This window comes from Paractinoplanes tereljensis (genome assembly GCF_016862435.1).
In the GTDB taxonomy this organism is placed as follows: domain Bacteria; phylum Actinomycetota; class Actinomycetes; order Mycobacteriales; family Micromonosporaceae; genus Actinoplanes; species Actinoplanes tereljensis.
The window spans coordinates 168,542-180,870 of the sequence record NZ_BOMY01000053.1 but is presented as its reverse complement, the minus strand read 5'-3'; the positions used below and the strand labels follow the sequence as shown (position 1 = coordinate 180,870).

The window sequence follows — 12,329 nt, the reverse complement described above, 5'->3', positions numbered from 1 at the left end:
AAACGGACCGCCTGCGGTGAGCCGCAGGCGGTCTGATCGTGCTGGCTTAGCCGAAGTTGTAGTTCCCGGTGCCGGGGACCTTCGACGGGAGGCCTCGGCGCTCCTGCTCGCCGCGCAGGATGACCTTGATGATGTCGTAGCCCGTGCCCAGCGCCACCAGCGCGATCACCGACACCGTGAACCAGTGCTTGACGTCGCCGCCGCCCAGGTCGATGAAGTCGTGGTACTCCGGGTTGAAGAAGTGGTCGGTGGCCAGCAGCCAGATCAGCGGGACCGCGCTGATCAGTTGCTGCACCGCGTTGACCACCGAGACCGTGCGGTCGTAGGAACGGCGACGGTACAGCCAGACCTGATAGCCGGCCCCGAGGACAAAGGCGACGATCATGTACGGCCACCAGAAGGACCAGTTCGCCGGGTCGAGCACGGGCACCCGGTCGAGTCCGACCTGTTGCCACACCAGTGCCCCGATCAGCAGGATCGGCCACACCACCCCGGCCACGACCTCGGTCAGCGGAACCGTGCTCGGCTCGAACTTCGGCAGGTCCTTCGGCGTCCAGTTGAGCGTCAGGCCCTTGCGGACCGGGCCGGCGCCGGTGCGTTCGAGCACCACGAACACGGCGGTCGTCCAGAACGCCATCTGGATGCCCACGTTCAGGATCGCGGTGACCGCGCCGCCGATCACCTTGCCGATGTCGGGGTCGTCGATCAGCTGGACCACCACGCCGATGATCACCACGATCGGCAGCACGGTGCTCAGCAGCAGGGTCAGCAGACGCCGCCAGGCCGGGTAGTAATCCGGGCCGATCAGGACGTTGGAGCGTCCCGCGTACTGATCGGCCAGCTTGTCGGGGTCGCCCAGCTCGATCAGCGCGCCCTCGACGGCGGTGTCCCGCTCCTCGCCGGAGTCGACCCGGGCGTCCACCGCGTCCTCGATGCTGGCGCGCAGCTCCCGGTCGATGTCGCCGCGCTGCTGCTCCGGGACGCGGCGCAGGGCGGTGTAGACGTAGCGGTCGATCAGGCTGGTCATTCTTCGCTCCCCGATTTGACTGAAAGGTCGCCGATGGCGGTGTCGATGCGGGACCACTCGCCGCGCAGGGTCTCGGCGAGTGCGTCACCCTGCTCGGTGGTCCGGTAGAACTTGCGCGGGCGGGCCTCGTCGGTGTTCCACTCGCTGGTCAGCAGCCCCTGCGCCTCGAGCCGGCGCAGCAGCGGATAGAGGGTGTTGGCCTCGACCTCGAAGCCGGCCCGGCTCAGCGTCTCGAGCAGCGAATATCCGTAGCCCGGCGCACGCAGAGCGATGAGGCTGGCGACGACGACGGTGCCGCGGCGCAACTCCTGCAAGTGCCCCGCTAGCGTCGCATCCATTGTCATGCTCAACACGATACTGTGCGACACACACTATGGCAACAGGAAACACCAATGTGCCGTCGATGTTCTTCGCTAGATGCCGGCCGCGATGCGCTTGTCGTAGCGCTTGACCTGCTTGAATCCCTCCCGGGAGAGGGCCTCCAGGCGGCTGCGCCAGAACGCCCAGCGCGGCACCCCGAACCCGACCCCCGCCTGCTCGGCCAGCTCGCCGAGCCGGGCCGCGTAGGTGCGGCCGTGGATCGTGGCGCCGGCCAGCTGCTCGCCGGCGTGCCGGAACCACTCGATCGCGGCGTCCAGGTTCTCGGCCGGGCCGTCGAAGGTCTCCAGGGCAGCGCTGATCGTCCACAGGCCCAGCAGCAGGCCGTCGTGCGTGCCGGCCGCGGTGAGCCGGGCCGCGAACGAGTTCAGGGCGGTCCATTCGGCGGCGCTACGGCCGCCGTTCCATTCCTCGCGCAGCTGGGCGCCGAAAACCGGCAAATCCAGAAAGACCCGGAGCTTCCATACCCGTACGCCGGGAAGCTCCTGTCGCTGCACGGCCGTGACCAGGTCGACCAGCCGGACCAGCTCCTGGTCGTCGGCTTTGGCGGCGGCGTCGGTAACCGCGTGCCAGGCCGCCCAGAGGAGTGCCTCAGGGTCCTCGGCGCCGGCCAGGGGCGCGACGAACGCGTCCACGTCGCCGGCCGCCAGTGCTTCCTCGAAGGTCATCGGTCACCACCACAGGCGCAGGGTCAGCCGCTCCGACGGTACGGCGGGATCGTCGGCGTCGACGACCGCGATCAGCTCCAGCCCGTCGGTCGTCGTCGCGCTGATCGCCAGTCCCTCGACCTTGTGCGAGCCGGGCAGCGCGCAGATCGCCACCACCCCGTCGTCGTCCAGCAGGGCCAGCGCCGCCCCGGCCACCGGCCCGTCGTCGACCGCGTTCGGTGTGTCCTCGGCGGCGGCGCTGACCAGCACCCTCCCATCCGCCAGCGCAACCGCGTCGGTGACGCCCAGGGCAACACCGCCGACCCGCCCGAGGTCATAGCGGTGCACCGGACCGACCTTGACGCTCTCGGCCGCGGCGATCAGTGCCGCCGCGTCGACGTCGACGCCGGCGGTCGGGGCGCCGGCCGCCGGGTTGCCGCGCTGGAACCAGCGCAGGCGGTCGCCGAGCAGGCAGGCGCCCTCGAGGTTCAGCGCCTCGACGGCGATCCCGAGCGCGGCGGCGACGTCGTGATAGACCGGCGTCAGATCCGTCGCGGTGAAACCGGTGGCGGACACCAGCGACGCGCGCATCCGGGCCGCGGTGGAGCCGGAGCCGAGCAGCAGCACGCCCGCGGGCACGGCGCACGCCGCCTCGAAGTCCGGCTTGAGGTGTTTGGTCCCGGCGGCCTCGCTGAACACCTCGAGCCCGTCGACCGGCTCGACCACCCGCACGGCCGTCACGCTGCCGCCGCGCCACCAGGCCGCGTGCGTCGCGTCGTCCTGCGCGATCAGCCACCCGTCCCCGAACGCGGCGATCGCCGACGCGGCCCGCACCGGCGCCCCGTCGTCGAAGACCAGCGACGCCGCCCCCGTCACCTCAACCCGCATGCCCGCATCCAACCAGAGCCGGGGGTCGGGGTGGGGTCAGGAGGCGGCCTTGGTGGCGTCGCCGTCGCTGATCAGCAGCTCCGGGTGGCGGCCCAGGTAGGCCGGGAGTTTGTCGGCGGCGGTGGCCGCGAAGAGTTCCTGGGTGGCCTCGTTGATGCCCTCGGCCTGGCCTCCGTTGACCGAGGCGAAGGTGCCGCCGTTGGTCTTGATCGGGATCAGGTCGGCGGCGGCCAGGCTCTTCAGGCCGAAGAGGAAGTCGGTGACCTTGACGCCGTGGGTGTCCATCTTCAGCGACGAACCGGCCGCGGCCAGCACGTCGGCCACCTTGGCCGGGTTGGTCAGGATGCCGCCGCTGGTGGCCTTCTTCGCCATCGCGCGCAGCAGCTGCTGCTGGTGGCGCTGGCGGTCGTAGTCGCCGTTGGTCGAGTGGCGGATGCGGGAGAACTCGAGAGCCTCCCACGGGGCCATGTTGCGGCAGCCCTTCTTGAACCACAGGGCGTTCTTCGGGGCGTTCTCGGGGTTGGCGCCCTCGGCGTACTTCACCTTGCCGTCGACGATGATGTAGTGGCTCGACCAGGAGTCCTTGTCGACGCACATGTAGACGCCGCCGAGCGCCTCCAGGATGCCCTTGAAGCCGTCGAAGTCGATGACCACGACGCCGTCGAAGCTGATGCCGGTCAGCTCCTTGACGGCCTTGGTGGCCAGCTTCGCGCCGCCGGTCCAGCCGCGGCCGTTCATCGACCCGTACGCGTAGGCGGAGTTGATCTTCTCGGTGGCCCCGCCGAAGTTCATCGACTTGTCGGCCGGGATGTGCGCCATCGTGTCGCGGGGGATCGAGATCATGTACGCCTGGTCGTGCGCGGCGTTGATGTGCAGGATCAGCATCGTGTCGGAGCGGGACTGCTCGCCCTTCTCCTCCCAGCCCTGCCGGGTGTCGAGGCCGAGCATCAGCAGGTTCATCGCGCCGTCGGGCAGCTTGCCGGACTCGACGCTGCCGGTGGAGTCGTCCAGGACGCTGGACGTGGTCTGGATGTTGTTGGTCAGCTGCCCCAGAAAGTACCGAGAGGCGACCAGCCCGCTGACGCTGAGTAAGGCCAGGACGACGCCGAAGGTCAGCAGCACCTTGGTCCAGGCGGGCGCCTTGGACTTCTTGGCCTTCTTCGACTTCGGGGCGGTCTGACCCGGCATCCGTCGACTCCTCCTGACACGCGCGTGTTCCAAGCCTCGAATCGCGAGACCGCCCGCGCCGGGCCCAACACCGCAGGAAATGGATATATCTTCGCGTTCACATAGTCAATCGGCCGCAAGGGTCTATAACTGGCAGTGATTTAACGGCGACTTCACGTCCATCATTGACTCCGTTCTATTGCGCGGGCCAAGATTTCCGAGCCATTACCGCAATGCGTAAAACGCGACGAAGGGCCCCCATCCCCATGCGCCGTGACCATCCCCGCCGTATCGGCATCGCCGCCGGCCTCGCTGTGTTGCTGATTGTGATCCCCGCCACCCCCGCCTTCGCCGACCCGCCCCACGGCCTCCCGCAGAACGCCAACGGGTACGAACAATCCTTCTCGCCGGCCTACGACTACGACACCGACGGCTGCTACGCGGTCCCGGCGATCGGGCCGGACGGCACGCTCAACGGCGGCCTCAAGACCAGCGGTGCCGTCAACGGCAGCTGCCGCGACCAGTCCGACCTGGACAACTCCCAGACGTACTCCCGCTCGAAGTGCAACAACGGCTGGTGCGCCATCGTCTACGCCAGCTATTTCGAAAAGGATCAAGCGGTGGCCGGCAGTGGTCTCGGTGGCCACCGGCACGACTGGGAACACGTCATCTCGTGGGTCGAGCAGTCCGCCAACCAGGTGCAATACGTGACCACCACGCAGCACTCGAGCCAGGTCACCTACGCCCGTTCCGCGGTGCGATTCGAGGGCACCCACCCGAAGGTCGTCTACCACAAGGACGGCGCGTCGACCCACTTCTTCCGGCTCGCCAACAGCAACGACGAGCCGCCGGAGAACCACTACCACGACTGGCGGTACCCGCCGCTTGTCGGCTGGGACGGTTACCCGACGGTCGCGCTGCGCGACAAGCTGATGGCGGCCGATTTCGGCTCGGCCACCCAGAAGATCAGCGACGGCCGTTTCGAGTCGCTGCTGAACGCCGGCAAGCCGGCCGGAATCCCGTTTGACCCGTACGCGTAGTTAACGGCCGCAGAGCTCCGGGGGTGTTCGGCCCTCGGAGCGAGCGGCCGGCACCGCCCCGGCGCCGGGGCGGTGCCGGCCGTGGAAGAACAGCGCGCGCCCGGACAGTCCACTGTGTCCGCCCTCGGCACGGAGCGGTCAGGCGATGAGCTTGGCCACCGTCAGGAGGATCACCGAGTCGGCCAGGGCGTGCAGGCTGTGCCGGCTGGCCGGGATGATCAGCAACTCGCCCGCCTCGGCCTCGATGGTCTCGTCGGCGGACTGCACCCGCACCCGGCCCCGCAGGACCTGCAGGGTGGCCTCGCCGGGACTCTCGTGCTCGTCCAGCCGGCGGTCCTCGAGCAGGGCGATCACGGTCTGCCGGAGGGTCTTGTTGTGGCCGCCCTGGAGGGTTTCGGCGCCTCGGCCGGCCGGGGCCGACCGGGCGGTGGCCAGCAGGCGCTCGGCCACGTCGTGGAGGGAAGTCTTCACTGCACGCGCTCCCAACCCCGCTTGGCCGGGCGGTTGCCCAGCCGCGGGTCACGGCTTCGGTAGACGATGTACGGACGGGTCAGGTAGCCCAGCGGCGCCGAGAAGACGTGGACCAGGCGGCTGAACGGCCAGAACGCGAACAGGATGAACGCGGCGGTGGCGTGCAGGCGGAAGCCGATCGGCGCGGCCTGGATCAGGTCGGGGTCGGGCTGGAAGTAGAAGATCGAGCGGAACCAGGGCGAGACGGTCAGGCGGTAGTCGTGCGGGTGGCCGGTCAGGTTGCCCAGGATCGTGGTGCCGAGGCCGAGCAGGATGGTGCCGATCAGCAGGACGTACATGACTTTGTCGTTCCTGGTGGTGGCCGAGAAGACCGGGCCGACCGTGCGCCGGCGGTAGATCAGGATGGCGGCGCCGGCCAGGGTGCAGAAGCCGGCCACCGTGCCCAGGCTGACCGCGACCGCGTGGTAGGCGGTCTCGCTGACGCCGATCGCCTCGGTCCACGATTCGGGGATCAGCAGGCCGCCGATGTGGCCTGCGGCGACCAGCAGGATGCCGAAGTGGAACAGCGGGCTGCCGATGCGCAACAGCCGGCGCTCGTAGAGCTGGGACGACCTCGTGGTCCAGCCGAACTTGTCGTAGCGGTAACGCCAGACATGGCCCAGGACGAAGATCGCCAAGCAGACGTACGGGAGGACGACGAAAAACAGCGTCCCGGTCATCGCCCGAGTCCTTCCAGTAGAGGGGCGAACGGCGCCAGCCCGACCTTTTCGGCGGGTGGGCCCTGAGCGGCGAGTTTGGCCACCGCGGTGCGCTGGTCCCCGACCAGGGGCGGCAGGGTCGCCGACACCGAGTCGAGGACGTCGGCCCAGGGGGAGTGGGCGTCGTGCAGGGACAGCCGGAGAAGCTCCAGGCCGGCGCGGTGGGCGGTCAGCAGGGCGGCGCCTTCGGCCGGGCAGATCGCGCTGTACTCCAGCATCACCGACAGGTGGTCGGGCAGTTCCTCGTCGGTCAGCGACAGGCCGGCCGCGGCGTACTGCTGCTTCAGCTCCAGCAGGGCCATGCCGCGCCGCCGGGTGTCACCGTGCCCGTAGTAGGTGAGGAAGAGACAGCATCGCTTGCGGTGATCGAAGGTGGCGACGTAGTCGGCCGTCAGCCGGCCGGGCGGGGTGGCCCGCAGGTGGTCGAGGAACCGCAGGAGCGGACCGCCGACCGGCGTCGGCAGCGTGGACGCCGCCGAGGTGAGCAGCGCGGCGCGCTCCACCAGGGCGGCGTCGGGGTAACCGATCAGCAGCGACTGGCACTGCCAGGCGCGGGCGCTCACGACTCGTCCTTACGGGGCGGAAACAGGCCCTCGGGCTTGCCCTTGCCGTCCCAGTTGAGCAGGTTGACCCGCAGCTCCTTGTCGCCCGGGTCGACGATGGTGTCGCTGGTCTGCCGCTCCACAAGCATGTGGAAGTTCTCCACCGCGATCGGCACGCTGCCGCCGGACGACTCGCCGAACGGGCCGGAGCCGCCCATCCCCGGGCCGCCCTCGTAGTCGAGGCTGCACTCGGTGGCCAGTTCCTCCAGGCTGTGCGCCTGCTCGGCGTGCGCGGGCGGGATGACGTACCGCTCGTCGTACTTGGCCAGGGCCAGTAGGCGGTACATGTCGTAGATCTGCTCGCCGGTCATCCCGACCGCGGCCGGGATTGCCTCGTCCGGGTCACGGCCGAGGTTGATGTCGCGCATGTAGGAGCGCATCGCCGCGAGGCGCCGCAGCGTGGCGTCGACCGGCCCGGCATCGCCGGCGGTGAACAGCTGGGCGAGATAGTCGATCGGGATGCGCAGCGCCTCGATGGCGGCGAACAGGTTGCCCCGGTCCTCGGCGTCGTAGCCGGTGTCGCGGACGATGTCGACCACCGGCGACAGCGGCGGGATGTACCAGACCATCGGCATGGTGCGGTATTCCGGGTGCAGCGGCAGCGCCACCTTGAACTTGTTGATCAGGGCATAGACCGGGGACCGCTGAGCCGCCTCGATCCAGTCGCGCGGGATGCCGGCCTTCTCGGCGGCCGCGACCACGGCCGGGTCGGCGGGGTCGAGGAAGACCTTCCGCTGGGCCTCGTAGAGATCCTGGTCGGCCGGGACGGACGCGGCTTCCAGGACGCGGTCCGCGTCGTACAGCATCAGGCCGATGTAGCGCAGGCGGCCCACGCAGGTCTCCGAGCACACCGTCGGGATGCCCACCTCGATGCGCGGGAAGCAGAACGTGCACTTCTCGGCCTTGCCGGTGCGGTGGTTGAAGTAGACCTTCTTGTAAGGGCAGCCCGACACGCACATCCGCCAGCCGCGGCAGCGGTCCTGGTCGACGAGCACGATGCCGTCCTCGGCCCGCTTGTAGATCGCCCCGGACGGGCAGGACGCGGCGCACGACGGGTTGAGGCAGTGTTCGCAGATCCTCGGCAGGTAGAACATGAAGGTCTGCTCGAACTCGAACTTCACCTTGTCGGCGATCGACTTGAGCAGGACGTCCTTGTCGCCGTGGTCGGGCGAGCCACCCAGGTTGTCGTCCCAGTTCGCCGACCAGGTGATCTTCGTGTTCTCGCCGGTCAGCAGGGACTTGGGCCGGGCCACCGGGGTGTGCTCCTGCAGCGGCGCATTGGTGAGCGTCTCGTAGTCGTACGTCCATGGCTCGTAGTAGTCGGCGATAGCCGGCAGTTTGGGGTTGGAGAAGATGCTGAACAGCTTCTTGAGGCGGCCGCCGCCCTTGAGCGCGAGGCGGCCGCGCCGGTTGAGCGTCCAGCCGCCCTTCCATTGCTCCTGGTCCTCGTAGCGGCGCGGGTAGCCCTGGCCGGGCCGGGTCTCGACGTTGTTGAACCAGACGTACTCGACGCCGCTGCGGTTGGTCCACGCCTGTTTGCAGGTGACCGAGCAGGTGTGGCAGCCGATGCACTTGTCGAGGTTCATCACCATCGCCATCTGGGCCATCACGCGCATCAGTACTCAACCTCCTGGGAGCGGCGGCGGATGACCGTCACCTCGTCGCGCTGATTGCCGGTCGGGCCGAGGTAGTTGAAGGCGAACGACAGCTGCGCGTAGCCGCCGATCAGGTGCGACGGTTTGATGAGCAGCCGGGTGAGCGAGTTGTGGATGCCGCCGCGCCGGCCGTTGGTCTCGGTGCGCGGCACGTCGATCAGCCGGTCCTGGGCGTGGTGCATGTAGACGGTGCCCTCGGGCATCCGGTGCGACACGACCGCGCGGGCCACCACGACGCCGTTGCGGTTGACCGCCTCGATCCAGTCGTTGTCGTGGACGCCGATCTTCGCGGCGTCCTCCTTGGACATCCAGATCGTCTGGCCGCCGCGGGAGAGCGACAGCATGAACAGGTTGTCCTGGTACTCCGAGTGGATGGACCACTTGTTGTGCGGGGTCAGGTAGCGCACGGTGATGCCGAGTTCGCCCTTGTCGCCGACCGCGGGCTCGCCGAACAGGGCGTGCATGTTAAGCGGCGGCCGATAGGTCGGCATCCACTCGCCGAGCTCGGCCATCCAGTCGTGATCGAGGTAGAAGCTCTGCCGCCCGCTCAGCGTGTGCCACGGTTTGAGCCGCTCCACGTTGATCACGAAGGGGGAGTAGCGGCGCCCGCCCGACTCCGAGCCGGACCACTCCGGCGAGGTGATCACCGGGGTGGGCCGGGACTGGGTGTCCGCGAAGGTGATCTGCTTGCCCTCGTGCTCGGCGGACAGGTCGGCCAGCTGCACCCCGGTGCGTTTTTCGAGCTGGCGGAAGCCCTGGGTGGCGAGGTGGCCGTTGGTGGTGCCGGACATCGCGAGGATCGCCTCGCAGGCGTCGACGTCGCGGGCGATCGAGGGCCGGCCGTTGGCGTGTACGCCGTTCTTGCGCCGCAGGTATTCAAGTTCCCGGTCGACCTGGAAGGTGACGCCCTTGGTGGTGGCGCCGAGCGTGTCGAGCAGCGGCCCGAGCGACGCCATCTTGTCGGCGACCGCCGCGTAGTCCCGCTCGACCGGCACCAGCTTCGGCATGGTCCTGCCGGGGATCGGTTCGCACTCACCGCGTTTCCAGTCGGCGACCCGGCCGTACGGGTTGGCCATCTCGTCGGGGGTGTCGTGCAGCAGGGGAGCGGCGACGACATCCATCCGGGTCCCCAGGTGCGAGGCGGCCATGGCCGAGAACGCCCGCGCGATCGTCATGAACGTGTCCCAGTCGGTGCGGGTCTGCCAGGGCGGCGCGATCGCCGGGTTGAACGAGTGCACGAACGGATGCATGTCGGTGGTGTTCAGGTCGTGCTTCTCGTACCAGGTGGCGGCGGGCAGCACGATGTCCGAGTAGACGGTCGTCGAGGTCATCCGGAAATCGAGCGTGAGCAGCAGATCGAGCTTCCCGGTGGGCGCCTGCTCGTGCCACTCCAGGTCGGTGGGGCGAGCGCCGGCGGGCGCTTCCGTTGCCCGTACGCCGTGGTCGGTGCCCAGCAGATGCCGCAGGAAGTACTCGTTGCCCTTGGCCGACGAGCCCAGCAGGTTGGCCCGCCAGATGGTCAGCACCCGGGGGAAGTTCTCCGGCGCGTCCGGGTCCTCGCAGGCGAAGCGAAGATCGCCGCTCTTCAGTTGGCCGACCACGTGCTCGGCGACCGGCACGCCCGCCGCGGCCGCCTCGTCGGCCAGATCGAGGGGGTTGCGGTTGAAGTGCGGCACCGACGGCATCCAGCCCATCCGGGCCGAGGACGCGATCAGGTCGGCGGTGGACCGCCCGGCGAACGTGCCGCCGTCCTGGCCGGCGGTGAGCGTGGCGGCCGAGAACGGGTCGTAGCGGTACTGGTCGGTGTGCAGGTACCAGTACGCGGTCTGGATCATCTGCCGGCCCGGCCGGGACCAGTCGGCGGCGGTGCCGAGCACGCTGTAGCCGGTGATCGGCCGGACCTTCTCCTGCCCGACGTAGTGGCCCCAGCCACCGCCGTTGACCCCCTGGCAACCGGTGATGGTGGTGAGCGTCAGGAACGACCGGTAGATCGTGTCGGAGTGGAACCAGTGGTTGGTCCCGGCCCCCATGATGATCATCGACCGGCCGCGGGATTCCTCGGCGTTGGCCGCGAACTCGCGGGCGATCCGGGCGGCGGCCTGGCCGGGGACCCCGGTGATGGTCTCCTGCCAGGCCGGGGTGTACGGCTCGGCCGCGTCGTCGTACCCACTCGGCCAGGTGCCGGGCAGCCCGTCGCGGGCCACGCCGTACTGAGCGAGCAGCAGGTCGTACACCGTGGTGACCAGGTGATCGCCGATGTGCCGGACCGGGACGCCGCGCCGCATGCCGGCGGCCGCGCCGGACGCGGTGTCGAAGCGGGGCAGCACGACGGTGACCGGCGCGTCCGGTCCGCCGTCGGCCGACAACCGGGGGTGGACGTCGCCGAGATCGAGGTTCCACTTGCCGACCCCGGCGTCGCCGTAGCGGAAGCCGAGCGAGCCGTTCGGCACCACCGGCATGCCGTCGTCGTCGAGCAGGACGGTCTTGAAGGCGGCATTCTCGCTGTCGGCGAGCGCGCCGGGCAGCTGTGCCGCGGTCAGCATCTTGCCGGGCCGGAACGTGCCGTCGCCGGCGTCGTCCAGGGTCACCAGGAACGGCAGGTCGGTGAACTTCGTGACGTAGTCGCGGAAGTAGCTCGTCGTCCGCTCGACGAAGAACTCCTTGAGGACGACGTGGCCCATCGCCATGGCCAGGGCGCCGTCGGTGCCCGGCGCCGGGGCCAGCCACTCGTCGGCGAACTTCACGTTGTCGGCGTAGTCGGGGGCGACCGCGATGACCTTCTGGCCGCGGTAACGGGCCTCGGCCATCCAGTGCGCGTCGGGCGTGCGGGTCACCGGGAGGTTGGAGCCCCACATGATCAGGTAGCCGGCGTCCCACCAGTCGCCCGACTCCGGCACGTCGGTCTGGTCGCCGAACACCTGCGGCGAGGCCACCGGCAGATCGGCGTACCAGTCGTAGAACGACAGCATCGCGCCGCCGACCAGGTTGTAGAAGCGGGCGCCGGCCGCGTGCGACACCATCGACATGGCCGGGATCGGCGAGAACCCGGCGAGCCGGTCCGGACCGTACGCCTTGATGGTGTGCACGTGGGCCGCGGCGATCATCTCGGTCGCCTCGTCCCAGGTGGCCCGGACCAGGCCGCCCTTGCCGCGGGCCGACTTGTATTTCTTGGCCTTGGCCGGATCGCCGGTGATCTCGGCCCAGGCGGCGACCGGGTCTTTCAGCCGGGCGCGGGCCTCGCGGTAGAGCTCCAGGAGCACGCCGCGGACATAGGGATAGCGGACCCGGGTCGGGGAGTAGGTGTACCAGGAGAAGGCCGCACCGCGCGGGCAGCCGCGCGGTTCGTACTCCGGGCGGTCGGGGCCGACACTCGGGTAGTCGGTCTGCTGCGCCTCCCAGGTGATGATCCCGTCCTTGACGTAGACCTTCCAGGAGCACGAACCGGTGCAGTTGACGCCGTGCGTGGAGCGAACGACCTTGTCGTGCGACCAGCGGTCGCGGTAGAAGACGTCGGCCTCGCGACCACCGATCTGAAAGAGCGTGCGGTGGTCCGGCGACACCTCCGCGCGGGTGAAGAAACGCCTGGTGCCGATGAGCGCGTCGGTCAACGGATCATCGAGTCCACTGCTCATGTGAAGCCTCCCTTCAGACTATCCAAGGTTCGTGGCACTGTGCAGTAATTGCTTATAGCAACTA

11 protein-coding genes are annotated in these 12,329 nt (G+C 69.2%); 1 reads left to right on the top strand and 10 read right to left on the bottom strand.

Annotated features, from left to right (window positions below; all coding sequences use genetic code 11):
* Positions 1-46: 46 nt before the first annotated feature.
* The 5 genes from Ate02nite_RS41850 to Ate02nite_RS41830 all read right to left on the bottom strand — a co-directional run bounded on the left by Ate02nite_RS41850 (position 47) and on the right by Ate02nite_RS41830 (position 4,128).
* Positions 47-1,027 (bottom strand): permease prefix domain 1-containing protein, encoded by a 981-nt coding sequence (locus tag Ate02nite_RS41850; protein WP_203813498.1) that lies wholly within the window; start codon positions 1,025-1,027, stop codon positions 47-49.
* Positions 1,024-1,371 (bottom strand): PadR family transcriptional regulator, encoded by a 348-nt coding sequence (locus tag Ate02nite_RS41845; protein ID WP_203813497.1) that lies wholly within the window; start codon positions 1,369-1,371, stop codon positions 1,024-1,026. The genes Ate02nite_RS41850 and Ate02nite_RS41845 overlap by 4 nt, the downstream gene beginning before the upstream one ends.
* Before the next feature lie 69 nt (positions 1,372-1,440).
* Complete coding sequence (locus Ate02nite_RS41840; protein WP_203813496.1) at positions 1,441-2,073, bottom strand: DUF3632 domain-containing protein; 633 nt, start codon at positions 2,071-2,073, stop codon at positions 1,441-1,443.
* 3 nt (positions 2,074-2,076) lie between these two features.
* On the bottom strand, positions 2,077-2,940 hold the full coding sequence (locus Ate02nite_RS41835; protein ID WP_203813495.1) for a DUF6910 family protein: 864 nt from the start codon (positions 2,938-2,940) through the stop codon (positions 2,077-2,079).
* 36 nt (positions 2,941-2,976) lie between these two features.
* Positions 2,977-4,128 carry an LCP family protein gene (locus Ate02nite_RS41830; RefSeq protein ID WP_203813494.1) on the bottom strand — a complete coding sequence of 384 codons (1,152 nt, stop codon included), beginning with the start codon at positions 4,126-4,128 and terminating at the stop codon, positions 2,977-2,979.
* Positions 4,129-4,373: 245 nt separating this feature from the next.
* Here Ate02nite_RS41830 and Ate02nite_RS41825 point away from each other — a divergent pair, with 245 nt between their 5' ends.
* The gene (locus Ate02nite_RS41825) at positions 4,374-5,147 is read left to right on the top strand and encodes an NPP1 family protein (RefSeq protein WP_203813493.1); all 774 of its coding nucleotides are present in this window, start codon (positions 4,374-4,376) and stop codon (positions 5,145-5,147) included.
* A 138-nt stretch (positions 5,148-5,285) separates the two neighbouring features.
* On the opposite strand, the gene Ate02nite_RS41820 is transcribed toward Ate02nite_RS41825, so the two are convergent.
* From Ate02nite_RS41820 to Ate02nite_RS41800, 5 genes are read right to left on the bottom strand one after another with little or no spacing between them, the layout of a single operon-like run.
* Positions 5,286-5,618 carry a cupin domain-containing protein gene (locus tag Ate02nite_RS41820; RefSeq protein ID WP_203813492.1) on the bottom strand — a complete coding sequence of 111 codons (333 nt, stop codon included), beginning with the start codon at positions 5,616-5,618 and terminating at the stop codon, positions 5,286-5,288.
* Positions 5,615-6,337, bottom strand: coding sequence for a respiratory nitrate reductase subunit gamma (gene narI, locus Ate02nite_RS41815; protein ID WP_203813491.1), 723 nt, complete (start codon positions 6,335-6,337; stop codon positions 5,615-5,617). The genes Ate02nite_RS41820 and narI overlap by 4 nt, the downstream gene beginning before the upstream one ends.
* Positions 6,334-6,939 (bottom strand): nitrate reductase molybdenum cofactor assembly chaperone, encoded by a 606-nt coding sequence (gene narJ / locus Ate02nite_RS41810; RefSeq protein WP_203813490.1) that lies wholly within the window; start codon positions 6,937-6,939, stop codon positions 6,334-6,336. Before narJ ends, narI begins: the two co-directional genes overlap by 4 nt.
* The gene (narH, locus tag Ate02nite_RS41805) at positions 6,936-8,594 is read right to left on the bottom strand and encodes a nitrate reductase subunit beta (protein WP_203813489.1); all 1,659 of its coding nucleotides are present in this window, start codon (positions 8,592-8,594) and stop codon (positions 6,936-6,938) included. Before narH ends, narJ begins: the two co-directional genes overlap by 4 nt.
* Positions 8,594-12,265, bottom strand: coding sequence for a nitrate reductase subunit alpha (locus tag Ate02nite_RS41800; RefSeq protein WP_203813488.1), 3,672 nt, complete (start codon positions 12,263-12,265; stop codon positions 8,594-8,596). Before Ate02nite_RS41800 ends, narH begins: the two co-directional genes overlap by 1 nt.
* Positions 12,266-12,329 lie beyond the last annotated feature (64 nt).